Raw genomic sequence first — 25514 nt, 5'->3', positions numbered from 1 at the left:
ACACCGTCGCCGTCATCGGCTGCGGCGGCGTCGGCAACGCCGCCATCGCCGGCGCCTCGATCGCCGGCGCACGCCGGGTCATCGCCGTCGACATCGACGACAGGAAGCTGGACGGGGCCACGAGGTTCGGTGCCACCCATACCGTCAACTCCCGTGGTACGGACCCGATCGAGGCGGTCCGGCAGCTGACGGGTGGTCATGGCGCGGATGTGGTGATCGACGCGGTGGGCCGCCCGGAGACCTACCGGCAGGGGTTCTCCATGCGCGACCTGGCCGGAACGCTCGTCCAGGTCGGCGTACCGGACCCGGACATGCGCATCGAGCTGCCGCTCATCGACCTCTTCTCGCGCGGCGGCGCGCTCAAGTCGTCCTGGTACGGCGACTGTCTGCCCAGCCGCGACTTCCCCGTACTGATCGACCGCTACCTCAGCGGGCGGCTGGACCTCGACGGATTCGTCACCGAGACGATTGCGCTGGACGAGGTGGAGGCGGCCTTCGACAAGATGCGGGACGGGCAGGTGCTGCGCTCCGTGGTGGTGCTGTGAGGGTCCAACGGGTCGTGACCTCCGGGACGTTCAGCCTGGACGGGGGGACGTTCGCCGTCGACAACAACGTCTGGCTGGTCGGCGACGCCACCGACGTGGTGATCATCGACGCCGCCCATGACGCCACCGCCATCGAGGCAGCTGTCGACGGCCGTCGGGTGACGGCCATCGTCTGCACCCACGGCCATGACGACCACATCGGCGCGGCCGTCGAGCTGTCCGAACTGACCGGCGCCCCGGCCCTGTTGCACCCCGCCGACCAGGAGCTCTGGCAGGCCGTCCACCCGGACCGCAAGCCCGGCGGACGGCTGGCGGACGGGCAGCGGCTGACCGTCGCCGGCGGTGAGCTGCGGGTGCTGCACACCCCCGGCCACACCTGGGGCAGCGTCAGCCTCCACGCGCCCGGCCTGGGCGCCGTGTTCACCGGTGACACCCTCTTCCAGGGCGGCCCCGGCGCCACCGGCCGCTCGTACTCCGACGCGCCCACCCTCGCCGCGTCGATCCGGGAGCGGCTGCTGCCCCTGCCCGGCACCACCGTCGTCCACACCGGCCACGGCCCGGACACCACCCTCGCCGCCGAGCGAGGGCGCATACCCGCCGCGTAGGCCCGCACCCATCGGACAGGCCCGAAGGCGCCCGATCACCCGGACAGCGCCCGACCCTGAAGGAGGGACATGTCCCCTTCGTCCCCGGCATCCGCACCGATCGCCACCGACGCCCACCCGTCCCCCGACACCGACGCCCGCGTGGTCATCATCGGTGCCGGCATCGTCGGCTGCTCGCTCGCCGACGAGCTCACCGCCCGCGGCTGGCACGACGTCACCGTCCTGGAGCAGGGACCGCTGCCGGCTCCCGGCGGCTCCACCTCGCACGCCCCCGGCCTGGTCTTCCAGACCAGCCCGTCCAAGACCATGACCGAGTTCGCCGCGTACACCGTCCGGAAGTTCGGCTCCCTCGAAGTCGACGGACTGCCCTGCTTCAACCCCGTCGGCGGTCTGGAAGTCGCCACCACCGAAGCCCGCTGGGCCGATCTGCACCGCAAGGCCGGGCTCGCCGCCTCCTGGGGCGTGCGCGGAGAACTCCTCGGCCCGCCGGAGTGCAAGAAGCTCTGGCCGATGCTGGACGAGACGGCGATCCACGGCGGGTTCCACACCGCCGATGACGGGCTGGCCCGCGCGCTGCTCGCCTGCCGCGCCCAGATGGCGCGGGCCGAGGCGCACGGCGCCCGCTTCCTGGAGCGGCACACCGTCACCGGAATCGAGCGGGCGGACGGCCGGGTCACCGGCGTCGTCACCGATCGCGGTACCTTCCCCGCCGACCATGTCGTCTCCGCCGCCGGTTTCTGGGGGCCGGTGATCGGTGCCATGGCAGGCGTGGACGTCCCGCTGCTGCCGCTCGCCCACCAGTACGCCACCACCGAGCGACTGCCCGAACTCGCCGGGGACAGCGGCCCCCATGGGGGTTCCCCCCGCGTGAGCGAAGCCGAGCGTGGGGGAGAAGCCGAGCGTGGGGGAGGAGTGGAGAGCTGGCGGGAGGAGGCCGGTAGGCCGATCCTCCGCTTCCAGGACCGCGACCTCTACTTCCGCGAGCACTTCGATGCTGCCGGGGTCCGACTCGGCATCGGCTCCTACGCCCACCGCCCGATGCCCGTCGACCCGTTCACCGTCCCGGCCTTCGACGACGCACTCGTCATGCCGTCCTCGCTGCCCTTCACCGAGGAGGACTTCGCCCCGAGCTGGCAGGACAGCATCACGCTGCTCCCCGCGCTGGGCGCATCCCGGGTGGCCGAGGGCTTCAACGGGGTCTTCTCCTTCACCCCCGACGGAATGCCGCTCCTCGGCGAATCCCGTGAACTGCGCGGATTCTGGCTCGCCGAGGCGGTCTGGGTCACCCACTCCGCCGGCGTCGCCAGGGCCGTCGCCGAGTGGATGACCGACGGCCGCCCCGCCGTCGACATCCACGAATGCGACCTCTACCGCTTCGAGGACGCCCAGCGCTCACCCGCCTACATCGAGGACCGCGGCGCCCAGAACTTCATCGAGGTCTACGACGTCATCCACCCGCTCCAGCCCATGGAGCAGCCCCGGCCCCTGCGCACGAGCCCCTTCTACGCCCGCCAGCAGGAGCTCGGCGCGTACTTCCTGGAGGGCGGCGGCTGGGAGCGCCCGCACTGGTACGAGGCCAACGCCCCGCTCGCCGAAGGACTCCGACTCCCCGAGCGGGACGCCTGGTCCGCCCGCTACTGGTCGCCGATCGCCGCCGCCGAGGCCGCCGTCACCCGTGAGCGGGTCGCGCTCTACGACATGACCCCGCTGCGCCGGCTGGAAGTCACCGGGCCCGGTGCGCTGGACTTCCTCCAGTACATGACGACCAATCAGCTGAGGAAGAAGCCGGGCGCGGTGACCTACACGCTGCTCCTGGACGAGGACGGCGGCGTCCGCTCCGACCTCACCGTGGCCCGGCTGGCTCCGGACCGCTTCCAGGTCGGCGCCAACAGCGGATCCGACCTCGACTGGCTGCTGCGGCACGCCCCGGACGGAGTCCAGGTCCGCGACATCACCCCGGGCACCTGCTGCATCGGCGTCTGGGGCCCGCTGGCCCGTGATCTCGTCCAGCCGCTGACCCGCGACGACTTCTCGCACGAGGCGTTCGGCTACTTCAGGGCCGAGCAGACCTACCTCGGCCACGTCCCGGTGACCGCTCTGCGCCTGTCCTACGTCGGCGAGCTCGGCTGGGAGCTCTACACCACGGCCGACCTGGGGCTCCGCCTCTGGGACACGCTGTGGGAGGCCGGGCAGCGGCATGGGGTGATCGCCGCCGGCCGCAGCGCCTTCAACAGCCTCCGCCTGGAGAAGGGATACCGCGCCTGGGGCCATGACATGACCACCGAACACGACCCCTACGAGGCCGGAGTCGGCTTCGCGGTCCGCCCCGCCAAGGGCGACTTCCTCGGCCGCGCCGCACTGGAGGGCCGCAGCGAGCAGACCGCGGCCCGCAAGCTCACCTGCCTCACCCTCGACGACCCCGCGGCCCACGTCCTCGGCAAGGAGCCGGTCTTCGTGAACGGCGCCCCGGCCGGCTATGTCACCTCCGCCGCCTACGGCTACACCCTCGGCCGCGGCATCGCCTACGCCTGGCTGCCGGCCGCCGCCGCGGTCCCCGGTACCGCCGTCCACATCGAGTACTTCGGGCAGCAGGTCGCCGCGACCGTCGCCCAGGAGCCGCTGTTCGACCCGGAGATGGCGCGCATCCGCCGGTAGGCCGGGTCGACCCGACCATCGCGCACCCCGCACCGACCGCCCCTCTGACGAAGGAGCAACCGCATGGCTCCCACCTACGACGTCATCGTCCTCGGCCTCGGCGGGATGGGCAGCGCCGCCGCCCACCACCTCGCCGCCCGCGGCGCCCGCGTCCTGGGCCTGGAGAAGTTCGGCCCGGTCCACCACCGCGGCTCCAGCCACGGAGGTTCGCGGATCACCCGGCAGTCCTACTTCGAGGACCCCGCCTACGTCCCGCTGCTGCTGCGCTCGTACGAGCTCTACGAGCAGTTGGAGCGGGACACCGGCCGCGAGGTCGCCACCCTCTGCGGCGGGGTGATGCTCGGCCGCCCCGACAGCCGCACGGTCGGCGGAAGCCTGGCCTCCGCCCGGCAGTGGGACCTCCCGCACGAGATGCTCGACGCCAAGGAGATCCGCCGCCGCTTCCCGACCCTCACCCCGCACGACGACGAGGTCGCGCTCTACGAGGCGCGCGCCGGACTGCTCCGCCCGGAGAACACCGTCGCCGCCCATGTCCAGCTCGCCACCCAGGGCGGCGCCGACCTGCACTTCGAGGAGCCGGTCACCCGCTGGGAGGAGCTGCCCGGCGGCGCCGGGGTCCGCGTCCACACCCACGAGAACACCTACACCGCAGGGCAGTTGGTGATCTGCCCGGGAGCCTGGGCACCCCAGCTGCTCACCGATCTCGGAGTGCCGTTCACCATCGAGCGGCAGATCATGTACTGGTTCGCCCCCGACGGCGGCACCGCGCCCTACGTCCCCGAGCGCCACCCCATCTACATCTGGGAGGACGCCGCGGGCGTGCAGATCTACGGCTTCCCCGCCATCGACGGCCCCGAGGGCGGCGCCAAGGTCGCGTTCTTCCGCAAGGGCACCGTCTGCACGCCCGAGACGATCGACCGCACCGTGTACGACCACGAGGTACGCGCCATGGCCGATCAGCTCGGCCCCCGTCTCCCCACCCTGCCCGGCCGCTTCCTGAAGGCCGCCACCTGCATGTACTCCAACACCCCGGACGAGCACTTCGTGATCACCCGTCACCCGGCGCACCCGGAGAACGTCACCGTCGCCTGCGGATTCTCCGGCCACGGCTTCAAGTTCGTGCCGGTCGTCGGCGAGATCGTCGCCGACCTCGCACTGACCGGCACCACCCCGCACCCCATCGACCTGTTCGACCCCCGTCGCCCCGCCGCCGCGGTCGCCTGAGGAGAGCAGCCATGACCACCACACCCACCGAGCCCCGGCCGAGCGCCGTCACCCCGCCCGCCGCCAGCCTGATCGCCACCCTGGCCGGGCGCTACTACACCGACCCGGAGATCTTCCGGCAGGAGCAGGACCTCATCTTCGAGCGGCTGTGGTGCTGCGCGGTCCGCAGCGCCGACCTGGACCGGCCGGGCGCCTTCCGCACCGTGCAGATCGGCCGGGAGAGCGTACTGATCACCCGCAACCGCGCCGGGGAGCTGCGCGCCTTCCTCAACATCTGCCGGCACCGCGGCGCCCAGCTGTGCACCGAGGAGTCCGGACAGGTCCGCCGCAACCTCCAGTGCCCCTACCACGCCTGGACCTACGACCTCGACGGCCGGCTGGTGGCCGCCCCCAACCTCCAGAAGATGCCGGACATCGACCGCACCGAACGCGCTCTGGTCACCGTCCCGCTGCGCGAATGGCTCGGCTACGCCTGGGTGTGCCTGGCCGACGAGCCGCCGTCCTTCGAGGACTCGGTGATCGGCGCGGCCGTCGAGCGGCTGGGCGACGCCGCCGCCATCGACCGCTACCGCACCGAGGACCTGGCCCTGGGCAGGCGCGTCAGCTACGACGTGCGCGCCAACTGGAAGCTGATCGTCGAGAACTTCATGGAGTGCTACCACTGCGCCACCATCCACCCCGAGCTCACCGACGTCCTGCCGGAGTTCGCGGACGGCTTCGCCGCCCAGTACTACGTCGGCCACGGCGCGGAGTTCGCGGCACAGGCACAGGGGTTCACCGTGGACGGCAGCGCCGGCTTCGGCCGGCTGCCCGGCATCGAGGACAGCCAGGACCGGCGCTACTACGCGGTGACCGTCCGGCCGCAGGTCTTCATCAACCTCGTCCCCGACCACGTCATCCTCCACCGGATGTTCCCGACGGCCCCCGACCGCACCGTCGTCGAATGCGACTGGCTGTACCTGCCCGAGGTCATCGACTCCGGCGCCGATGTCGCCAAGTCCGTGGAGCTGTTCCACCGGGTCAACGTCCAGGACTTCGACGCCTGCGAACGCACCCAGCCGGCCATGGACTCCCGCGCCTACCGCGACGGGGGAGTGCTCGTCCCCAGCGAGCACCACATCGGCGCCTTCCACCACTGGCTCACCGCACAACTGGAGGACGGGCGTGCCTGAGCTGTTCATCGACGGCCGCTGGCGGTCCGCGCTGCACGAGCGCACCCGCGAGATCCGCTGCCCCGCGGACGGCAGTCTGGTCGCCGCCGTCGACGAGGGCGGCGGCAAGGACACCCTGGAAGCGATCGCCGCCGCCCGCCGCGCCTTCGACCAGGGGCCCTGGCCGCACACCACGGGTCCCAGGCGCGGCGATCTGCTGCTGCGCGTCGCCGGCCTCCTGGTACGCGACAAGGGGGCGCTGGCCCGCGCGGAGTCCCTCGACACCGGAAAGCGGCTGGTCGAGAGCGAAGCCGACATGGACGACATCGCCGCCTGCTTCCGCTACTTCGGGCGGCTGGCGGGCACCGGCGACGGCCGGGTGGTCGAGGCCGGCAGCCCCGCCGTCGACAGCCGCATCGTCCATGAGCCGATCGGCGTCTGTGCCCTGATCACGCCCTGGAACTACCCCCTCCTCCAGACCGCCTGGAAGGTCGCCCCGGCCCTCGCCGCCGGCAACACCTTCGTCCTGAAACCCAGCGAACTCACCCCGCACACCGCCATCGCCCTGATCCGGCTCCTCCAGGAAGCCGGGCTGCCGGACGGGGTGGCCAACCTCGTTCTGGGCACGGGGCCCGAGGCCGGCGCCCCGCTCGCCGACCACCCCGACGTCGACCTGGTCTCCTTCACCGGCGGGCTGCTCACCGGCCGCCGGATCATGGCCGCCGCGGCCGGCACCGTCAAGCGCGTCGCCCTCGAACTCGGCGGCAAGAACCCCAACATCGTCTTCGCCGACGCCGACTTCGACACCGCCGTCGACCAGGCGCTGACCGCCGTCTTCCTGCACTCCGGCCAGGTCTGCTCGGCCGGCGCCCGGCTGCTCGTCCAGGACACCCTGCACGACCGTTTCGTGGACGAGGTGGTCCGCCGCGCCCGCCTCATCCGACTCGGCGGCCCCTTCGACCCGCACGCCCGCACCGGCCCGCTGATCTCCGCCGCCCACCGCGCCAAGGTCGAGGCCTATGTCGCCGCCGGACTCGCCGAGGGCGCCGTGCTGCGCTGCGGCGGAAAACGGCCCGCCGACCCCGAACTGGCCGACGGCTACTACTACTTGCCCACCGTCCTGGACGACTGCCACAGCGCCATGTCCGTCGTCCGCGACGAGTCCTTCGGACCGGTGCTGACCGTCGAGCGGTTCACCGACGAGGACGAGGCGGTACGGCTCGCCAACGACACCGTCTACGGCCTGGCCGGCGCCGTCTGGACCTGTGACCAGGCCAGGGCCGACCGGGTCGCCGCCGCGCTGCGCCTGGGAACCGTCTGGATCAACGACTACCACCCCTATCTCCCGCAGGCGGAGTGGGGCGGCTACAAGCAATCGGGGACGGGGCGGGAACTGGGCCCCGGCGGTCTCGCGGAATATCGCGAGACCAAGCACGTCTGGCGCAACACCGCGCCCACCCCGCTGCACTGGTTCCAATGAGGAGGAAGGCCCTTGAGCTCACCTGACGACACCGCGGCACAGGACGACACCGGCCTCGCCGAATTCGGCTACCGCCCCGAACTCAAGCGCACGCTCGGCAGCTTCCACACCTTCGCCGCCGGCATCAGCTACATCTCCATCCTGACCGGCACCTTCCAGCTCTTCTACTTCGGCTACGGGCACGGCGGCCCCGCCTACTGGTGGTCCTGGCCGATGGTCTTCGCCGGACAGCTGATGATCGCGCTGTCCTTCGCCGAGCTGGCCGCCCGCCACCCCGTCGCCGGCTCCGTCTACAACTGGGCGAAGAGACTGGGCAATCCGCACATCGGCTGGCTGGCCGGCTGGATGATGCTGATCGCCTCCATCGTCTCGCTCTCCGCGGTGGCGCTCGCCTACCAGCTGACGCTGCCGCAGATCTCCCGGACCTTCCAGTTCGTCGGCGACGGCACCGGTACGTACGACGTCGCCACCAACGGCGTGCTGCTGGCAGCCGTACTGATCCTGTTCACCACCCTCGTCAACGCCTTCGGCGTGAAACTGATGGCCCGGATCAACACCGCCGGCGTCTTCATCGAACTGATCGCCACCGTCGTCCTCATCGTGCTGTTCGCCGTGCACATCGTCCGCGGGCCGGGAGTGGTCCTCCAGACCCACCACACCGGATCCGGCCAGCACTCGGGCTACCTGGGCGCCTTCCTCACCGCCTCGCTCGCCTCCGCCTACGTCATGTACGGCTTCGACACCGCGGCCTCGCTCGGCGAGGAGTCCCTGGACCCCTCCCGCAACGCCCCGCGCGCCATCCTCCGCGCCCTGATCGCCTCCTTCGTGCTCGGCGGGCTGGTCCTGCTGCTCGCGATGATGAGCGTGAGCAGCCTGACGGGCAAGGGGCTGACCACCGACGGGCTCCAGTACGTCGTGCTGGACGTCCTCGGCGACACCGTCGGCAAGGCGATGCTGTGGTGCGTGCTGATCGCGGTCACCGTCTGCGCGCTCGCCGTGCACACCGCCGCCATCCGGCTCGCCTTCGCGATGGCCCGGGACACCAACCTGCCCGCCGCCGCCCTCCTCGCCAAGGTCAGCCCGCGTTTCCGGACACCGGTACTGCCCGCGGTGATCGTCGGAGTGCTCGCGCTCGGCGTGCTGCTCATCAACATCCGCCAGCCGCAGATCTTCTCGGTCGTCACCAGCATCGGCATCATCATGATCTACGCGGCGTATCTGCTGGTCACCGCGCCCATGCTGGTCGCCCGGCTGCGCGGGAAGTGGGTACCGGCCGGCGGCGGCAGATTCTCGCTGGGCCGCTGGGGCCTGCCGGTCAACATCGTCGCGGTCCTCTGGGGCGCCGGCATGATCGTCAACCTGGCCTGGCCGCGGGACGCCGTCTACAACGCCACCCCGCCGTACCACTGGTATCTGCGCTGGGGCGCGGTGCTCTTCGTCGGCCTGGTCTCCGCCGGCGGCTTCGCCTACTACTGGTTCGTCCAGCGCCACCGCACCGGCGTCCTCGCCGAACACGCCGCGAGCCCCGCCGCGTCAGCCGGTACCACCACCGGCACCGACACCCCGGTCACCGTCCCGGCGCACGACTGATCCGGCCCCGCTCCCGACCCGTACGTCCGTAAGGAGGACAACTCCCCATGTCCCACGAAGAGTTCGACTACGTGATCGTCGGCGGCGGCACCGCGGGAAACGTCGTGGCGGCCCGGCTCAGCGAAGACCCCGCCGTCACCGTCTGCGTCCTGGAGGCCGGCCCCTCCGACGTCGGCGACGACGACGTCCTGCGCCTGGACCGCTGGATGGGCCTGCTGGAATCCGGCTACGACTGGGACTACCCCGTCGAGCCGCAGGAGAACGGCAACAGCATGATGCGGCACGCCCGCGCCAAGGTGCTCGGCGGCTGCTCCTCGCACAACTCCTGTATCGCCTTCTGGGCTCCCGCCGAAGACCTCAACGCCTGGGCGGACAACGGCTGTTCGGGCTGGAGCGCGGCCGACTGCTTCCCGCTCTACCGGCGCCTGGAGAGCAACGACGCCCCCGGCGACCACCACGGCCGCTCCGGCCCGGTCGCGCTCCGCACCATCAAGGGCGCGGACCCCTGCGGCACCGCGCTGCTGGCCGCCTGCGCCCAACAGGGCATCCCCACCACCCCGTTCAACACCGGCACGACCGTCATCCGGGGCGCGAACTGGTTCCAGATCAACTCCGACGAGAACAACACCCGCCAGTCGTCCTCCGTGGCCTACCTCCACCCGATCATGGGCAGGCGCCCCAATCTGGAGATACGCACCGGAGTACGCGCCAAACATCTGATCGTCGACGCCGACCGCCGCTGCACCGGGGTCGCCTACCTCGACCCCGACCTGGTCCACACCCGTGCGGTTACCGCCCGCCGCGAGGTCGTCGTCTCCTGCGGCTCGATCGACACCCCCAAGCTGCTGATGCTCTCCGGCATCGGCCCGGCCGACCATCTGCGCGAGACCGGCGTGGACGTCGTCGTCCACTCCCCGGGCGTCGGCGAGAACCTCCAGGACCACCCCGAGGGCGTGATCATGTGGGAGGCGAAGCAGCCCATGGTCACCACCTCGAACCAGTGGTGGGAGATCGGCATCTTCGCCGACACCGAACCGGGCCTGGACCGCCCCGACCTGATGTTCCACTACGGCTCGGTGCCCTTCGACATGAACACCGCCCGCCACGGCTACCCGACGTCCGAGAACGCCTTCTGCCTCACCCCCAACGTCACCCGCGCCCGCTCCCGCGGCACCGTCCGCCTCCGCACCCGCGACTTCCGCGACAAGCCGAAGGTCGACCCCCGGTACTTCACCCACGAGCACGACGTCCGCGTGATGACCCACGGCCTCCGCCTCGCCCGCGAGATCGCCGCCCGGCCCGCCCTCGCCGCCTGGACCGGCGCCGAACTCGCCCCCGGCCCGGACGTCCGCACCGACGACGAACTCCTCGACTACATCCGCACCACCCACAACACCGTCTACCACCCCTCCTCGACGGTGCGGATGGGCGCCGCCGACGATCCCCTGGCACCGCTCGACGCCAGGCTCCGGGTCAAGGGCATCCAGGGCCTGCGGGTCGCCGACGGCTCGGTGATGCCGGAGCTGGTCACCGTCAACCCCTGCATCACCACGATGATGATCGGCGAGAAGTGCGCCGACATGCTCAAGGAAGACGCCCGGTAGCGGTACCGGCCGCCGGCCCCCGCCTCACCCGGCGGTCCGGCCGGCGGCCCGCCGCCACGCCGCCTCGCGCAGCAGCCGCAGCCCGTTGAGCCCCACGATCACCGTCGAGCCCTCGTGCCCGAGGACGCCCAGCGGCAGCGGCAGCTCGCCGACCAGATCCCACAGCACCAGCCCCGAGATGAACACCGAGGCGATGACGAGGTTCTGCACGACCAGCCGGCGCGCCGCCCGCGACAGCGTCATCACCGCCGGGACGGTGGCCAGTTCGTCGCGCACGATCACCGCGTCCGCGGTCTGAAGCGCCAGATCCGACCCGGCCCGCCCCATCGCGACACCGGTATGCGCGGCGGCCAGCGCCGGGGCGTCGTTCACCCCGTCGCCCACCACCAGCACCTTCCGCCCGGCCCGTTCCTCCCCGCGCACCGCGTCGACCTTGTCCTGCGGCAGCAGTCCGGCCCGTACGTCCGCGATCCCGGCCTCCTCGGCGAGCCGGCCCGCGGCCCGCGGATTGTCCCCGGTGACCAGCATCGGCGTCCGGCCGGTCAGTGCCCGCAGCGCGGCCACGGTGGCCACCGCATCGGGCCGCAGCCGGTCGGCGATGCCCAGCACCCCGGCCGGTACGCCGTCCCGCAGCACCAGCACCGCCGTATGCCCGACGTCCTCCAACTCCGTTACCAACTCGGCGACTTCGGTGGCCATCGGCGTGCCCTCGGTCATCAGCCGGGCCGGCGCCCCCACCTCGATCCATGCGCCGCCGACCCGGGCCCGTACGCCGGTACCGGGGGAGGCGGTGAACTCCTCCGCGGCGGGCAGCGCGCAGCCGCGGTTCCGGGCGGCGTCCACGATCGCGCGGGCCAGCGGGTGCTCGCTGGGGTGCTCGGCCGCGGCGGCCCAGGTCAGCAGCGCCTCCTCGGCCGGCCCGGCGCCGGCCGGCGGCCGGATCGCGGTCACCCGCGGGGTGCCCTCGGTCAGTGTCCCGGTCTTGTCCAGCGCCACGGCATCCACCTGGCCGAGCCGCTCCATCACCACCGCGGACTTCACCAGCACACCGTGCCGCCCGGCGTTGGCGATGGCCGACAGCAGCGGCGGCATGGTCGCCAGCACCACCGCGCACGGCGAGGCCACGATCATGAACGTCATCGCCCGCAGCAGCGCACCGGCCAGCCCCGCCCCCAGCATCAGCGGCACCGCGAACACCGCCAGCGTCACCGCCACGAGGCCGACCGAATACCGCTGCTCGACCTTCTCGATGAACAGTTGGGTCGGTGCCTTGGTCTCGGACGCCTCGGCGACCATCGCCACGATCCGCGCGATCACCGAATCCCCGGCGTCCCGCTCGACCTTGACCCGCAGCGCGCCCAGGCCGTTGAGCGTGCCGGCGAACACCTCGTCCCCGGGCTCCTTGGCCACCGGCAGCGGCTCCCCGGTGATCGTGGCCTGGTCGACCTCGCTCGCCCCCGCCAGCACCCGGCCGTCCGCGCCGACCCGCTCGCCGGGCCGCACCAGGATCGTGTCGCCCACGACGAGGCCGGCGGTGGGCACGCTCTGCTCCTCGCCGTCGTCGGCCAGCCGGGTCGCCGTGGCGGGCGCGAGGTCCAGCAGACCGCGTACCGAGTCCTGGGTGCGGGCGGTGGCCAGTGCCTCCAGCGCGCCGGAGGTGGCGAAGATGACGATCAGCAGCGCGCCGTCCATCACCTGACCGAGCGCCGCCGCCCCGAGCGCCGCGACGATCATGAGCAGATCGACGTCCAGCGTCCGGTCCCTGAGCGCCTGCAACCCCGCCCAGGCCGGTTCCCAGCCACCCGTCAGATACGCCACGGCGTACAGCGCGCCCCAGGCCCACGAGGGTGCGCCGGTGAGCTGCAACGCCAGCGCGACCAGGAACGCGACGGTGGCGATCGCCGCCCAGCGGGCCTCGGCCAGCGCGAACACCCGCGTACGCCGCGGAGCCGCGGGGCGGGCCCCGGCCGTCCGGGACGGACGTTCCAGAGTGGTGACAGGCATGGCGGAACAACCCTTCACGAGACGGCAGCCGGCAACCCCATCACCGTACAGGAACGAATGAACAACTCTTCATTCATTGTGCTCAAGGTCGCTCTTTAGGATGGCTGTCATGGGCCACGGAACCGATGACACCAGCAGTGCCACCACCCGCGAACGCCTGGACGCCGTGGGGGCCGCCGATGTCGCCGCCACCCTCCAGGCCCTCTCCACCCCTTCCCGGCTGCGCATCCTCGCCCGCCTCCAGGAAGGTCCCTGCGCGGTCAGCGATCTCGCCGCCGCCGTCGGCATGGAGCAGTCCGCCTGCTCCCATCAGCTCCGGCTGCTGCGCAACCTCGGCCTGGTCACCGGCGAGCGCAACGGCCGCTCGATCGTCTACGCCCTCTACGACCACCACGTCGCCGAGCTCCTCGACCAGGCCCTCTACCACGTCGAGCATCTGCGCCTCGGACTGCGTGACGCCCCGTCAACCACCCTGGATTCGTCGGTGAAATGACCCGCCGCACCCCGTGGTAACTTCTGCATACAGCCTGTATGCAGAAGGTGCGGCGGTGGCGATGGCCAAGGGGGAAGCGGTGCAGTCGGGTCGGGAGAAGGCGTACGCGTATCTCAAGGACAGCGTGCTGACCGACCCGGAAATGCAGGACCGCTTCCTGTCCGAGCAGGAGATCGCCGACCGCATCGGCGTCTCCCGCACCCCCATCCGCGAAGCCCTGCTGCTGCTCGCCGCCGAGGACCTGGTCCGCCTGGTTCCCAAGCGCGGCGCCCTGATCGCCCCGCTCTCCGGGCGCGAGATCACCGAACTGATGGAGATGCGCGGCCTGATCGAGCGCTTCGCCGCCGAGCGCACCACCGACCGGCAGACCACTCCGGTCGACGAGATGACGCGGATCCTGGCCGAGCAGGACACCTTGCGCGGCGAGCTGACCGCCAAGGAGTTCATCGCCGCCGACCACCGCTTCCACGCCACCCTCGTCGCGGCCGTCGGCAACACCCTGATGAGCAGGCAGTACGACGCGCTGCGCAGCCGCCAGATCCGGGCCGGCGTGATCGCACACCGCCGCGCGGGCAACCGCCAGGACGAGGTCGTCGCCGAACACCGCCGGATCCTCGACGCGCTCGCCGCGGGAGACGCGAGGGCCGCCTGCGCGGCGATCGACAGCCACATCCAGGCGACCCGGCGCATCCTCCTGGCCGCCTGACGAGGCGGCCCCGGCGCCCTAAAGGCGGCGGTTGTCCAGCACGGCCACGGCGCGCCGCACCCGCTCCGTCTCCTTCGGGTCCACCTCGGCGACCAGCAGCCCCGGCGCCGCGTCCAGCCGCGCCCGCACGGTCCCGTCCGGCCCCACCAGCGCGCTGTGCCCGACGCCGGTCGGGGCCTTGGTGGCCACCTCCGGGTCGGCGTCCTGGTCCGGCGCGGCCTGCCCGACCGCCGCCAGCCACACCGTCGCGTCCAGTGCGCGGGCCCGCACCAGCAGCTCCCACTGCTCGCGCTTCCCCGGCCCGGCGCCCCACGACGCAGGCAGCACGCTCACCGTCGCGCCGGCATCCGCATGCGCCCGGAAGAGCTCCGGGAACCGCACGTCGTAGCAGGTCGCCAGGCCCACCCGGACCCCGTCGACGTCGATGGTCACCACCCGCTCGCCGGCCGCGACCGTGTCGGACTCCCGGAACCCGAAGGCGTCATACAGATGGATCTTGTCGTAGGACTCCTCGACCTCGGGCCCCGTGACCAGCAGGGTGTTGGCCACCCGTCCGTCGGGCGCCGGGGTGAACATCCCCACCACGACCGTCACCCCGGTCTCCCGGGCGACGGCCCGCACCCCCTCGGCCCACGGCCCGTCCAGCGGCTCGGCCACCAGCCCCGGCGGCACCCCGACGCGCGCCATGGACGCCTCGGGCAGCACCGCCAGCCGCGCGCCCTCGGCAGCGGCCCGGCGCACCAGGTCCGTCACCTGCGCGAGGTTCTCCTTCGGATCGGTCGACGCGGTCATCTGGCACAGCGCGATACGCATACGGCTCTCTCTCCTGTCGTACGGAACTCGTGCGGATGTCGTGCGGAGCGGTGGAGCGGTGCTGGTCGGTACGCCGTCGTACGCTCTCACCCGTCCTGCGGCTGCCCGCCGGACGAGGTCCCCACGGCCATGTTCCCGCGCCCCGCCGTCCCGCGCGGCATCCGGGTGTGCTCCTCGTCCTCGCCATTGGTCCGCACCGTGCCGCGGATCGCGCCCCGCCGGGACGCCGACGACGGTGCCCACCGCCGCGCACGCCGGATGCCCGGCCGGCGGCAGCCGGCTGCCGCAGCTGCCCAGCAGTGCGGTGGACAGCGGCGGGTGCGGTGCTGAGGGGTGGTGCGAGGGCGGTGTCAGGCGGCCGGTCCGGGGGCGTGCGGGGCGGCCAGGGCACCCGCCGCCCGCAGGGTGCCGACCTGCTTGCCGCCGCCGAGGACCGGGGCGGTGGCGAAGGGGGCGAGGACGGCAGGGTCGACGCCGCAGCGGGCCAGGGCCGCCGCGGTCACCGGCATCCGGGCCCGGTCGGCGCCGTCGGCGATCTTCACACCGACCGCCCGGCCGTCGGGCAGCGCGGCGACCTGTACGCCCTCGAAGCCGTCCTTGGCCAGGAGACCGGGCAGCGCCCCGACCAGCCGGGCGACATCGCGGCCGGTGCCGGAGACCATCTCGGGGTGCTCGCGCATGGCGTGGGCGACCCGGCCCTCGTGGGTGTCCGGGGCCGCCGTCGCCAGCCGGGCGACGGCCCGGGTCAGGCCGTGCAGCGAGACGGAGAACAGCGGTGCGCCGCAGCCGTCGACGGTGACCCGGGCGATGCCCTGGCCGGTCAGTTCCTCGACGGCCGCGGCGAGTTCCCACTGGAGGGGGTGCCCGGCGTCGAGGTAGGTGTCCAGCCGCCAGCCCCGCGTGCGCGCCGTGTACAGCATGGCGGCGTGCTTGCCCGAGCAGTTCTGGGCGAGCCGGCTGGGGCCCAGACCGCGCCCGAGCCAGGCGTCCCGTTCCGCGGCGCCGTAGGGGAGGTCCGGGACGTTGCGGAGGTCGTCCTCGGTCAGCCGGGCGGTGTGCAGGATGCGCCGGGCGGTGGCCAGATGACGTTCCTCGCCGGAGTGGCTGGCCGCCGTCAGCGCCAGCGCCTCGTCGTCCAGCGGAGGCAGCCCGGCGCGCAGCAGACCGACCGCCTGGAGGGGCTTGAGCGCCGAGCGCGGGTAGAACGCGGCCTCGATGTCGCCGAGTTGGAAGTCCACACCGCCGTCCGCTGCCAGGACGACGACCGAGCCGTGGTGGACGCCCTCGACGAGGCCGCCGCGCTCGACGTGGGCGACGGGGGCGTGGGCCGGTATGCGGACGGCGGGCGGATCGCCTGCCGGGTGGTGGGCAGGGGTGGTGCCCGGGGTGCTCTGACTCGTGATCATGCTCGGTTCTCGGTGCTCTCTGTGCGGTCGGTGCTGCGTGCGCCGGTGGTGCTCCGGTGGCCTGTCGCCGTTCGGCTAACTGCCGTCGCTCTCCTGGAGGTTGGCGTTGTCCGACGCCACGCCGTCCCGTACGGACCCGACCCGGCCGCGTACCAGGAACCAGCCGCCGAACAGGAGGGCCACGATCACCGGCAGGGAGAGGATGGTGGTGCGCCCTGCGCCGCCGTCGGCATACATCAGGACCAGTACCAGGGCGAGGAAGGCCAGGGTCACCAGCTCGGTCCAGGGCGATCCGGGGAGCCGGTAGGAGGGGCGGGAGAGCTGACCCGCCCGCGCCTTCCGCCAGAAGAGCAGATGGCAGATCATGATCATGGCCCAGGTGCTGAGGATGCCGATCGCCGCGAAATTCAGCACGATCTCGAACGCCTTGCTCGGCACGAGGTAGTTGAGGCCCACGCCCAGCACGCAGACCCCCGACGTGAGCAGGATCCCGCCGTACGGCACCTGGCTGCGGCTCATCACGCCGGTGAACCGGGGAGCGGATCCGGACATCGCCATCGAGCGCAGAATCCGCCCGGTGGAGTAGAGACCGGAGTTGAGGCTGGACATCGCGGCGGTCAGCACGACGAGGTTCATCACCCCGCCCGCGGCCGGGACGCCGACGTGGGAGAGCACCGTGACGAACGGGCTCTGGCCCGCCGAGTACGCGTTCCACGGCAGCAGCATCGACAGCAGGACCACCGAGCCGACGTAGAAGAGCGCGACCCGCCACATGATCGAGTTGATCGCCCGCGGCATGATCTTCTCCGGCTCCGCGGTCTCACCCGCCGTGACGCCGACCAGCTCGACCGAGGCATAGGCGAAGACCACGCCCTGGATCACCAGCAGCATCGCCAGCGTCCCGGTCGGGAAGATGCCGCCGTGGTCGGCGATCAGCGCGGGGCCGGGGTGGTGGCCGTCGACCGGGTGCTGCGTGACCAGCAGGAAGACGCCGATGAGCAGGAAGACGACCAGCGCCCCGACCTTGATGATGGCGAACCAGAACTCCAGCTCGCCGAAGATCTTCACCGAGATCAGGTTCACCGTCAGCACGACCCCGAGCGCGATCAGCGCGATCACCCACTGCGGGATGGTGGAGAACATGCTCCAGTAGTGCGTATAGGTCGCCACCGCCGTGATGTCGGCGATCCCGGTCGTCGCCCAGTTCAGGAAGTACATCCAGCCCGCGACGAACGCCCCCTTCTCGCCGAGGAACTCCCGGGCGTAGGAGACGAAGGCCCCGGACGACGGCCGGTGCAGCACCAGCTCGCCCAGGGCCCGTACGACGAGGAAGGCGAAGAAGCCGCAGAGCGCATACGCCACCGCCAGCGAGGGCCCGGCGTCCGCGAGCCGGCCGCCCGCGCCGAGGAACAGCCCGGTGCCGATCGCGCCGCCGATGGCGATCATGTTGACGTGCCGTGATGTCAGGGACTTGCGGTATCCGGCGTCACCGGCGTCGACATGTGCGCCCGGTGCCCGCTGCCCTTCCTTCTCCTGCGGGTCCGCCTGTTGCAGGGCTTGCTCGCTCACCCGTGGTCCTCGTCTTCCGTGGCAGGGGCCGTACGGTCTGCCGGCCGCACGATGGTGGTCAGCGTCGACTCGACGCGTGCGAGGTGGTGCTTCATGGCTTCGACTGCGTCGTGCTCGGACCGGTCGACGAGCGCCTCGACGATCGCCCGGTGCTCCCGGTTCGACTGCTCGCGCCGGCCGCCGACGTCGTTGAGGAAAGCCGACTGGCGGGCCAGGGCGTCCCGGATCTCCTCGATCACCCGGCGGAAGACCGGGTTCCGCGCCGCCTCGGCGACCGCGAGATGGAAGAGCGTGTCCATGGCCACCCAGGCCGTGGTGTCGGTCTCCCGCTCCATCCGCTCCAGGAGATGCGTGAGGTGGTCGAGATCCTCCGGCGTACGGCGGACCGCCGCGTACCCGGCCACCGGGATCTCGATATGGCGGCGGACCTCCAGTAGATGGCTGGCCGCGTAGTCGCCGAAGGTCGGGTCGGCCACCGCACCGTCCGAGACGACGAAGGTGCCCTTGCCGGTGCGCGAGACCGTGAGCCCCATCGTCTGGAGCGCACGCAGTGCCTCGCGCAGCACGGGTCTGCTCACCTCCAGCCGCCGGCAGAGTTCGGCCTCGGAGGGGAGCTTGTCGCCGACGGCGTACTCGCCGCGCTCGATGGCGCCGCGCAGATGGGTCAGAACCGCTTCCATCGCGCTCACACGCCGGGGGATGTCGCCAGCTGTCTGGCTGTCTGACAGGTTCACCCGGGGATAGTCGGACGGGGGCGGGGGAGCTGTCAAGGGATCCGACGGGACCGGTTCACCTGGAGCGGCGTGGATGTTCACCGTCGATGTTCACGCGGGCCGGTCGCCCGGCCCGCCCCACCCCGTAGCGGTTCCGCCCGGCCGCTACGGCGTCTGTGCGGCGCGGGCGCGGTCCGCGCCGCGCCCGCCGTCCGCGCGGAGGTCCAGCATGTAGAACACCTTGTCCCAGCGCTGCTCGCCGACCGCGACGAAGCCGGGAATCCGGCCGTACTCGCGAAAGCCCAGCGACCGGTAGAGGCGCAGCGCCCGCGCGTTGTCGGCGCGGGCGTCCAGGGTGAGGACCTCGATGCCGGTCGCTCTGGCGTCGGCGACCAGGGCGGTGGCCAGCGAGCGGCCGACCCCGCGGCGGTGCGCGGTGCCGGCGACCGCGAGCTTCACCAGGTCCGCGTGCGGACGGTTGGTCTCCTGGGCGTAGCGCAGCCAGTAGCCCAGACCGATCAGCCGCCGGCCGACATAGGCGGCACGGAGCGCCCCGTCCCCGGTCCGGGCCGCGGCGAGAACCCGGCCGAAGAGCTCGGCCACCTCCTCCGGCGTGGGCGGGTCGACCCAGCCGAGCGGCGCCCCGTCGCGGACCAGGTCCGCGAGGATCCGGTGCGCCGACTCGGGGAAGACGGCGGCGAGTCCGGGGTCGGCCGTGAGCTCGCGGGCATCGAGGATCCGGGGTTCGGTGCCCGCGTCGGCGGCGGTGGCGGTCGTCATGGGCGGAGCCTACTCACGTGCCGCGTCGCACGGCTCCGCGGTGCGCGGCGGCGCCGGGCCCCCGGCCCGCCCTGGCGGGCGCTGGTGGACGGCCGGTCGGGCAGGGCGGAGGCCGGCCGGAGGTCCGCCGCAGCTCTGCCGCGGATCTCCGGCCGGACTGCCGGCCGGGCCTCAGGCGCCCGTGAGGCCGTCGATGCGCTCCCGGAGCAGGTCCGCGTGGCCGTTGTGGCGCGCGTACTCCTCGATCATGTGGACCAGGATCCAGCGCAGGGAGATCCCCTGGTCACCGACCTGCCGGGCCTCCTCGTCGGAGAGCTTGCCGGAGTCGTCCAGCGAGGCGCCGGTGATCAGTTCGCGGCCCCGGGCCACCTCCGCGCGCCAGGTCGCCAGCGCCTCCTCGATGCCGCGGTCCGGGGCGAGCGCGAAGCCGTCCCCGCCGCCCTCCTCGTACACCTGCGGCAGGTCGCGGCCGGCGAAGACCCGCTGGAACCAGTTGCGTTCCACCTCCGCCAGGTGCTGGACCAGGCCCAGCAGCGTCATCGGCGACGGCGCCACCGAGGCCACCCGCAGCTGGTCGTCGTCGAGCCCCGCGCACTTCAGCGCGAGCGTCTCGCGGTGGAAGTCCAACCAGCTCTCCAGCGTGGTGCGTTCATCAGCGTGCGGGGGTGGGACGGTGCGTCCGTCCGGTGTCGTTCCCATGCCCGCCACCCTCGCACGGGCCACTGACAGGCACCAGGGACATCCCCGTGGCGAGGCGGCGGAGCCGCGGCACGGGACGCCTGGGGACCGGCCGGGGGCGCGGGTCCGCGGGATGTCAGGCCGGTGCCGGTGCCGCCCGATCCGCCATCGGCCCTTCGTCCGGCTGCTGTTCGGCGAGGAAGCCGGCGATCCGGGCCACGAAACCGGCCGGGTCCTCGGCGGGCGCCCCGTGCCCGGCGTCGATCTCCGCGTAGCGGCTGTGGGAGATCCCGGCCAGCAACTGCTGCTGCTGAGCCGCGCCGATCACCCGGTCGTGGGCGCTGGCCAGCACCAGAGTCGGTGCCGTGACGGAGGCGAGCAGCGGGCGCAGGTCCACGGCCAGGTCCACCGCGGTCTGCCGGTCCGTACCGGGGGCCAGCGCGGTGGCGAGCGCCCGGACCAGCTCCTCGTAGGCGGCGGTGTCCGTGTGGTCCCAGTAGCGGGGGCCGAACGCCATCAGCGGCAGCATCCGGGCGAACAGCGAGGTGCCGTGCTCCGCGTCGGCGCGCAGGAGGTCGAGCCAGTAGGTGAACTCGGCCCGCATCCGGCTGTCCGTGTACGCCCAGCCGGCGTGCAGCACCAGGGAGCGGACCCGCGCCGGGTGGCTGCCCGCGAGGTGGGTGGCGATGGCGGCGCCGAGGGAGTGGCCGACCAGGTGGAAGGTCCCCAGCCCGGCGTGGTCGGCGGCGGCCAGGACCTCGTCGGCGAGGTCCGCGAGCGTGAGCGGGCCGCCGTGATCGATGGTGCCGCCCGAGCCCGAGTAGTCCGGTGCGACCACGGTGAAGCGGTCGGCGACCGCCTCGGTCAGCGGCAGCCACTGCTCGCGGGTGGCGCCGGTGCCGTGCACCAGCACCAGGCCGGGGCCGGTTCCGGTGCGGTCGTACTCGACGACGGCCTCGCCGCCGCTGATGCGTACGCGGGTGGTGGGCATGGGGTGATCTCCTTTGCGAGCGGGGGGTGTTCAGGCGGTGGCGCGGGCGGCGGGTGCCATCCCGGTGAGCGCGGTGCGCAGCGCGGCGTTGAAGGCGGCGGGGCGTTCCTGGTGCGGCATGTGGCCGGCGCCGGGGATGATCGAGACCTCGGCGCCGGGTGTGAGCGCGGCACAGGTACGGGGCACCTCCAGCGGGATCGCGGCGTCCAGCTCGCCGTGGAGGTAGTGGATCGGCACCTTCAGCCCGGGCAGGGTCGGGCGCGGGTCGTAGCCGCCGGCGGTGGCCTGGTGCTCGTCGATGTAGACGCCGGAGTCCAGGATCTGGCGGACCGTCCAGTCGATGAGCGCGGGCGCGGTGCCCGGCGCGTACCATCCCGGCACCCAGCCGGCGACCGTACCGGCCCGGTCGCGGCGCAGATCGGCCACCAGCCGGGCCTGCGTCCGTGCCGAAGGCCAGTACCCCGGCGCACCCACCGGGACCACGCCGCCGATCAACTCGGGGCGGCGTACCCCCAGTTCGACTGCGAAGGACCCGCCGATCGACGAGCCGACGACCACCGGCCGGTCCAGCCGCAGCGCGCCGATCAGCGCCACCAGGTCGCTGACCACTCCGGCGATGGTGTTGCCGCGGGCCGGACGGGCAGACCGCCCGCAGCCCCGCCAGTCGACGGTGAGCACCCGGTGGTCCGCGGCGAACTCGGGCAGCTGCGCACCCCAGGTGCGCCCGCTCGTTCCCCAGCCGTGCACGAACAGCAGCGCCGGGCCGGTCCCCTCGTCCTCGTAGTGGAGCGTGGTGTCGTTGACGTCCAGGTTGGGCATGCCGATTCCCCTGCTTCCTGTGCTTCGCCGTCCGCCGCAGCACCGTGCCTGCGCTGCTGCCTCCACCCAACCGCGATCACGGGTGCCGACCAATGAGCGATCCGCGCCTACACTGATCGCCGGCAGTGATCAATGAGTGATCAACAGGGGTCACGGCGAACGGGGGGCCATGGAAATCCGGCAGCTGCGCTACTTCCTCACCGTGGCGGAGGAACTGCACTTCGGCCGTGCCGCCGAGCGGTTGCACATCGTGCAGTCCGCGGTGAGCCAGCAGCTCCGACGGTTGGAACGTGAACTGGGCACCGAGCTGTTCACCCGCTCCACCCGCACCGTCCGGCTCACCGAGGCCGGCAGCCGGCTGCTCCCGTACGCCAGGGAGATGCTCGCCCTCCAGGCGCGCGCCAGGGAAGCCCTCGACGAGCTGCGCGCCGAACAGGCCGCGACGGTGCGGCTGGGCACCAGCTCCGGGCTCGGCGCGCGCCTGGACGCGGTGCTCGCCGCATTCGCCCGGCTCGCCGGCCACGCCCAGCTGGAACTGGTCACCGGAAGCACCGAGGAGCGCCTTCGGCAGGTGCGCTCCGGCGAGCTGGACGCGACCTTGCTGCGCGGCGAACGGGACGACCCCGGGCTGGAGTTCCTGCCGCTGTGGCAGGACGCGCTGATGGCGGCGCTGCCCGCCCGCCATGAACTCGCCGCACACGAGACCGTCGAGCTGGCCCGGCTCGCCGAGCTGCCGCTGCGGCTGTCGCCGCACTCCCGCAACCCCGCCCTGCACGACCTGGTCATGCGCTCCTGCCGGGAGGCCGGCTACGAGCCCGTACCGGGGCCGGAGTTCACCAACGCCCAGGACACCCTGGCCGCCATCGGCTACGGCAAGCCGTCCTGGACGGTGTTCTACGCCCCGCACGCCGACCAACTGCCGGTATCCGGCGTGGTGTTCCGCCCGCTGTGCGACCCCGCCCCCAGGATGCGGAGCTATCTCGCCGTACGGCCCGACCCGCCGAGGGCCGGGCTGCGCGCACTGATCGAGGCGTGCCATGCCGCCGCGGAGGCGGGGCCGGACCAGCCGGGCCGAGCGGACCCCGGCCGGGCCGAACGGGCCACCCGCCCTCCTCAGCCGGCCCGCGACCGGGTATAGAGGTGCTCGGGCCGCCCGGTGTCGCCGTACTTGAGGGTCAGCCGGATACGGCCGGTGCGTTCGAGGTGCTTGAGGTAGCGCTGGGCGGTGGAACGGCTGACCCCGGCGCGCTCGGCGACCTCGTGGGCGGAGAGCGGGAGCCCGGCCTCGTCCAGGATCCGGCGGATCAGGTCGACGGTCGCCGCCGAGTGGCCCTTGGGCAGCTCGGAGTGCGGGGACTCGGGGGTCCGGAGGGCCGCGAAGATCCGGTCCACCTGCTCCTGCCCGGCCTCGCCGCGCCCGCTCACGCCCTCGACGGTGCGGCGCAGCGCGGCATAGCCGTCCAGCTTGGCGCGCAGCCCCGAGAACCCGAACGGCTTGACGAGGTATTGCAGCGCGCCGCACCGCATCGCGGCCTGGACCGTGGCCACGTCGCGGGCCGCCGTCACCATGATCACGTCGGCGTGGTGGCCGAGTTGCCGCAGCCGCCGCACCAGCGTCAGCCCCGTCTCGTCCGGCAAGTAGTGGTCGAGCAGCACCAGATCGATCGGGGAGCGTTCCAACGTGGCCAGCGCCTGGGCCGCCGTATGGGCCCGGCCGGCGACGCGGAAGCCGGGCACCTGGGACACATACGCGGCATTGATCTCCGCAACGCGGAAGTCGTCGTCCACGACAAGGACATCGATCACGGTGACTCTCCAGTGGCCGTGAGCTGACGGGGGGCACCAGGTAAGGGGGCGTGGTCGACGGCGAGCCGCTCGGGCGCGAGCGCTTCGGGCAGCACGACGGTGAAGACCGCCCCGCCGCCCGCGCGGGCGGTCACCCGGGCCATGCCGCCGTAGCGCTCGGACAGCCGGCGCACCAGGGCGAGGCCGATACCCCTGCCCCGGGAGGAGACGGTGGCGCTCTTCGTGGACCAGCCCTCGGCGAAGATCTGCTCGCGCATGTCCGGCGGCACCCCGGGCCCGGTGTCGCTGACCCGCACGACCGCGGTGGTGCCTTCGGCACGCAGCTCCACCTCGACGAAGGGCTCGGCGCAGCGGCGCTGCGCGGTGGCGTCCAGCGCGTTGTCGATCAGATTGCCCAGGACGGTCACCAGGTCGCGCGGGTCGACCACCGCGTCGGGCAGCAGCGTCGCCGGGGACATCCGCAGCGCCACACCGCGCTCGGCGGCGATGGCCGCCTTGCCGACCAGCAGCGCGGACAGCAGCGGGTCGTGCACCCGCTCGGCGATCTGCTCCGCGGACGCCCGGTGCGCGCTGGCGACCTCGGCGACGAACTCCACCGCCGTGTCGTACCGGCCCAGTTCGAGCAGTCCGCGGACCGTGTGCAACTGGTTGGCGTGCTCGTGGTCCTGGGCCCGCAGCGCGTCCAACAGGCCCTGGGTGCTGTCGAGTTCCCGCCCCAGCAGCTCCAGTTCGGTGCGGTCGCGCAGGGTCACCACGGCCCCGCCGTCGCGGGTCGGCACGCGGTTGGCGACCAGCACCCGCCGGCCGCTGACGGCCAGCAGATCGCTGCCGTCCACCCGTCCGGCCAGGACGTCCGTGGTGCGGCCGGGCGGCAGCACCTCGTCCAGGGCGCGCCCCGCGGCACCCGCGTCGAGCCCGAGCAGCCGCCCGGCCTCGTCGTTGACCAGCCGGATCCGGCCCTTCCGGTCGAAGGCGACCACGCCCTCCCGGATGCCGTGCAGCATCGCCTCGCGCTCGGCCAGCAGCGCGGAGATATCGGCGGTGGCGACCCCGTGCGTACGGCGGCGCAGACTGCGGGCGACCACCACCGCGGCCAGCACCCCGACCGCGAGCGCGGCGCCCGCGTACCGCAGCAGACCGGGGATGGCGTTGAGCAGCAGCCCGTGCACCCTGTCGTAGGCGATCCCGACCGAGACCGCGCCGATGATGCCCCCGCCGGGGCCGCGCAGCGGCACTTTCGCGCGGGCCGAGCGGCCCAGCGTGCCGGTGTCGATCTGCCGGACCTCCTGGCCGGCCAGGGTCTGACTGGGGTCGGTGGAGACATGGCGGCCGATCTCGGCGGTGTTGGTGTGCGACCAGCGCACGCCGTGGGTGTCCATCACCACGACGTACAGCGCCCCGGTGGACCGGCGGATCCGCTCCGCGGTGGACTGCACCGGGCCGTGCGGCACCGGTGCGGAGGAGACCAGACCGCGGGCCAGATCCGGGTCCGCGGCGGCGGTCTGGGCGATCGACAGGGCCCGGCGCATCGCCTGGTCGTCCAGCGCATGGCTGAACGGGGCCAGGAACAGGCCGGTGGCCAGCACCATCACCCCTGTCGTGATGGTCACTTGGGCGATCAGGACCTGTGCGAAGACGCGACGGGGCCAGTGGATCCGCAAGCGGTCCCCCTTGTCTCGGCGGCCCTTCGCAGCAATGCGGAACCGACTCTTCCTGGTGATCTTCGACTTACGCAACGTAAGCCGCCGCAGCCCGGCTGCGCAGCCGATGTCGAACTTTTGTTGTTCTAGCGTGAGCAAAATGGGCACAACAGGGTTTGCGCGCAGAAAGACTGCTTGCGCCCACAAGGCTGCCGCTGTGGCCCGGCTCACTCCTAGCCTCC

At 72.6% G+C, this 25514-nt stretch carries 22 protein-coding genes; 11 read left to right on the top strand and 11 right to left on the bottom strand.

The features are described 5' to 3' along the window. From IEZ17_RS21775 to IEZ17_RS21740, 8 genes are all read left to right on the top strand, one after another. A partial coding sequence (locus IEZ17_RS21775) for a zinc-binding dehydrogenase (RefSeq protein WP_189302655.1) occupies positions 1-545 on the top strand: 545 nt, incomplete at its 5' end. Continuing rightward, complete coding sequence (locus IEZ17_RS21770) at positions 542-1150, top strand: MBL fold metallo-hydrolase (protein WP_189302653.1); 609 nt, start codon at positions 542-544, stop codon at positions 1148-1150. The genes IEZ17_RS21775 and IEZ17_RS21770, both read left to right, overlap by 4 nt. A 69-nt stretch (positions 1151-1219) precedes the next feature. Beyond that, positions 1220-3805 carry a GcvT family protein gene (locus tag IEZ17_RS21765; protein WP_189302651.1) on the top strand — a complete coding sequence of 862 codons (2586 nt, stop codon included), beginning with the start codon at positions 1220-1222 and terminating at the stop codon, positions 3803-3805. 63 nt (positions 3806-3868) lie between these two features. After that, on the top strand, positions 3869-5029 hold the full coding sequence (gene solA, locus IEZ17_RS21760) for an N-methyl-L-tryptophan oxidase (protein WP_189302650.1): 1161 nt from the start codon (positions 3869-3871) through the stop codon (positions 5027-5029). An 11-nt stretch (positions 5030-5040) separates the two neighbouring features. Next, positions 5041-6201 (top strand): aromatic ring-hydroxylating oxygenase subunit alpha, encoded by a 1161-nt coding sequence (locus tag IEZ17_RS21755; RefSeq protein ID WP_189302648.1) that lies wholly within the window; start codon positions 5041-5043, stop codon positions 6199-6201. Next, positions 6194-7660, top strand: coding sequence for an aldehyde dehydrogenase family protein (locus IEZ17_RS21750; RefSeq protein WP_189302646.1), 1467 nt, complete (start codon positions 6194-6196; stop codon positions 7658-7660). The genes IEZ17_RS21755 and IEZ17_RS21750 overlap by 8 nt, the downstream gene beginning before the upstream one ends. Positions 7661-7672: 12 nt before the next feature. Beyond that, positions 7673-9250 carry an APC family permease gene (locus tag IEZ17_RS21745; RefSeq protein WP_189302644.1) on the top strand — a complete coding sequence of 526 codons (1578 nt, stop codon included), beginning with the start codon at positions 7673-7675 and terminating at the stop codon, positions 9248-9250. A 47-nt stretch (positions 9251-9297) separates the two neighbouring features. Then, positions 9298-10854 (top strand): GMC family oxidoreductase, encoded by a 1557-nt coding sequence (locus IEZ17_RS21740; RefSeq protein ID WP_189302642.1) that lies wholly within the window; start codon positions 9298-9300, stop codon positions 10852-10854. Between the two features lie 24 nt (positions 10855-10878). Here the strand turns inward: IEZ17_RS21740 and IEZ17_RS21735 are convergent, their stop codons facing one another. After that, positions 10879-12858: a heavy metal translocating P-type ATPase gene (locus IEZ17_RS21735; RefSeq protein ID WP_189302640.1), complete on the bottom strand. Its 1980-nt coding sequence runs from the start codon at positions 12856-12858 to the stop codon at positions 10879-10881. 109 nt (positions 12859-12967) lie between these two features. Between IEZ17_RS21735 and IEZ17_RS21730 the strand changes: the two genes are divergently transcribed. Both IEZ17_RS21730 and IEZ17_RS21725 read left to right on the top strand, forming a co-directional pair. Beyond that, positions 12968-13351 (top strand): ArsR/SmtB family transcription factor, encoded by a 384-nt coding sequence (locus tag IEZ17_RS21730; RefSeq protein WP_189302639.1) that lies wholly within the window; start codon positions 12968-12970, stop codon positions 13349-13351. 79 nt (positions 13352-13430) lie between these two features. Beyond that, positions 13431-14057, top strand: a complete 627-nt coding sequence (locus IEZ17_RS21725; RefSeq protein WP_189302687.1) for a GntR family transcriptional regulator — start codon at positions 13431-13433, stop codon at positions 14055-14057. Positions 14058-14075: 18 nt separating this feature from the next. On the opposite strand, the gene IEZ17_RS21720 is transcribed toward IEZ17_RS21725, so the two are convergent. The 8 genes from IEZ17_RS21720 to IEZ17_RS21685 all read right to left on the bottom strand — a co-directional run bounded on the left by IEZ17_RS21720 (position 14076) and on the right by IEZ17_RS21685 (position 21826). Further along, complete coding sequence (locus IEZ17_RS21720; protein WP_189302637.1) at positions 14076-14870, bottom strand: carbon-nitrogen hydrolase family protein; 795 nt, start codon at positions 14868-14870, stop codon at positions 14076-14078. Positions 14871-15220: 350 nt separating this feature from the next. Continuing rightward, positions 15221-16276 carry an asparaginase gene (locus IEZ17_RS21715; protein WP_189302635.1) on the bottom strand — a complete coding sequence of 352 codons (1056 nt, stop codon included), beginning with the start codon at positions 16274-16276 and terminating at the stop codon, positions 15221-15223. 75 nt (positions 16277-16351) lie between these two features. After that, complete coding sequence (locus tag IEZ17_RS21710) at positions 16352-17845, bottom strand: amino acid permease (protein ID WP_229852479.1); 1494 nt, start codon at positions 17843-17845, stop codon at positions 16352-16354. Continuing rightward, on the bottom strand, positions 17842-18525 hold the full coding sequence (locus IEZ17_RS21705) for a FadR/GntR family transcriptional regulator (RefSeq protein ID WP_373299885.1): 684 nt from the start codon (positions 18523-18525) through the stop codon (positions 17842-17844). Before IEZ17_RS21705 ends, IEZ17_RS21710 begins: the two co-directional genes overlap by 4 nt. A 198-nt stretch (positions 18526-18723) precedes the next feature. Further along, positions 18724-19338 carry a GNAT family N-acetyltransferase gene (locus IEZ17_RS21700; protein ID WP_189302631.1) on the bottom strand — a complete coding sequence of 205 codons (615 nt, stop codon included), beginning with the start codon at positions 19336-19338 and terminating at the stop codon, positions 18724-18726. Between the two features lie 171 nt (positions 19339-19509). After that, on the bottom strand, positions 19510-20037 hold the full coding sequence (locus tag IEZ17_RS21695; protein ID WP_189302629.1) for a DinB family protein: 528 nt from the start codon (positions 20035-20037) through the stop codon (positions 19510-19512). Between the two features lie 115 nt (positions 20038-20152). Further along, on the bottom strand, positions 20153-21007 hold the full coding sequence (locus IEZ17_RS21690; protein ID WP_189302627.1) for an alpha/beta fold hydrolase: 855 nt from the start codon (positions 21005-21007) through the stop codon (positions 20153-20155). A 30-nt stretch (positions 21008-21037) separates the two neighbouring features. Beyond that, positions 21038-21826: an alpha/beta fold hydrolase gene (locus IEZ17_RS21685; RefSeq protein ID WP_189302625.1), complete on the bottom strand. Its 789-nt coding sequence runs from the start codon at positions 21824-21826 to the stop codon at positions 21038-21040. 169 nt (positions 21827-21995) lie between these two features. Between IEZ17_RS21685 and IEZ17_RS21680 the strand changes: the two genes are divergently transcribed. Further along, complete coding sequence (locus IEZ17_RS21680) at positions 21996-22964, top strand: LysR family transcriptional regulator (RefSeq protein WP_189302623.1); 969 nt, start codon at positions 21996-21998, stop codon at positions 22962-22964. On the opposite strand, the gene IEZ17_RS21675 is transcribed toward IEZ17_RS21680, so the two are convergent. Together IEZ17_RS21675 and IEZ17_RS21670 are read right to left on the bottom strand one after the other, a co-directional pair. After that, a complete protein-coding gene (locus tag IEZ17_RS21675) occupies positions 22940-23632 on the bottom strand; it encodes a response regulator (protein ID WP_189302621.1) in 693 nt (230 codons plus the stop codon). The two genes, IEZ17_RS21680 and IEZ17_RS21675, sit on opposite strands and share 25 nt — an antisense overlap. Further along, positions 23629-25293, bottom strand: a complete 1665-nt coding sequence (locus tag IEZ17_RS21670; protein WP_189302619.1) for a sensor histidine kinase — start codon at positions 25291-25293, stop codon at positions 23629-23631. Before IEZ17_RS21670 ends, IEZ17_RS21675 begins: the two co-directional genes overlap by 4 nt. Between the last annotated feature and the right edge of the window lie 221 nt (positions 25294-25514).

Origin of the sequence: Streptomyces albospinus (assembly GCF_014648695.1) — a bacterium.
Lineage (GTDB): Bacteria > Actinomycetota > Actinomycetes > Streptomycetales > Streptomycetaceae > Streptomyces > Streptomyces albospinus.
Note: the sequence above shows the minus strand (reverse complement) of the source record. Positions and strands in the feature narration are given on the sequence as shown.

What these genes read in the sequence shown, in the direction of transcription:
- IEZ17_RS21765 (WP_189302651.1), top strand. Translation starts at nt 1,220, where the DNA reads ATGTCCCCTTCGTCCCCGGCATCCGCACCGATCGCCACCGACGCCCAC.
- solA (WP_189302650.1), top strand. Translation starts at nt 3,869, where the DNA reads ATGGCTCCCACCTACGACGTCATCGTCCTCGGCCTCGGCGGGATGGGC.
- IEZ17_RS21755 (WP_189302648.1), top strand. Translation starts at nt 5,041, where the DNA reads ATGACCACCACACCCACCGAGCCCCGGCCGAGCGCCGTCACCCCGCCC.
- IEZ17_RS21740 (WP_189302642.1), top strand. Translation starts at nt 9,298, where the DNA reads ATGTCCCACGAAGAGTTCGACTACGTGATCGTCGGCGGCGGCACCGCG.
- IEZ17_RS21735 (WP_189302640.1), bottom strand. Translation starts at nt 12,858, where the DNA reads ATGCCTGTCACCACTCTGGAACGTCCGTCCCGGACGGCCGGGGCCCGC.
- IEZ17_RS21730 (WP_189302639.1), top strand. Translation starts at nt 12,968, where the DNA reads ATGGGCCACGGAACCGATGACACCAGCAGTGCCACCACCCGCGAACGC.
- IEZ17_RS21720 (WP_189302637.1), bottom strand. Translation starts at nt 14,870, where the DNA reads ATGCGTATCGCGCTGTGCCAGATGACCGCGTCGACCGATCCGAAGGAG.
- IEZ17_RS21715 (WP_189302635.1), bottom strand. Translation starts at nt 16,276, where the DNA reads ATGATCACGAGTCAGAGCACCCCGGGCACCACCCCTGCCCACCACCCG.
- IEZ17_RS21705 (WP_373299885.1), bottom strand. Translation starts at nt 18,525, where the DNA reads ATGGAAGCGGTTCTGACCCATCTGCGCGGCGCCATCGAGCGCGGCGAG.
- IEZ17_RS21700 (WP_189302631.1), bottom strand. Translation starts at nt 19,338, where the DNA reads ATGACGACCGCCACCGCCGCCGACGCGGGCACCGAACCCCGGATCCTC.
- IEZ17_RS21695 (WP_189302629.1), bottom strand. Translation starts at nt 20,037, where the DNA reads ATGGGAACGACACCGGACGGACGCACCGTCCCACCCCCGCACGCTGAT.
- IEZ17_RS21690 (WP_189302627.1), bottom strand. Translation starts at nt 21,007, where the DNA reads ATGCCCACCACCCGCGTACGCATCAGCGGCGGCGAGGCCGTCGTCGAG.
- IEZ17_RS21685 (WP_189302625.1), bottom strand. Translation starts at nt 21,826, where the DNA reads ATGCCCAACCTGGACGTCAACGACACCACGCTCCACTACGAGGACGAG.
- IEZ17_RS21680 (WP_189302623.1), top strand. Translation starts at nt 21,996, where the DNA reads ATGGAAATCCGGCAGCTGCGCTACTTCCTCACCGTGGCGGAGGAACTG.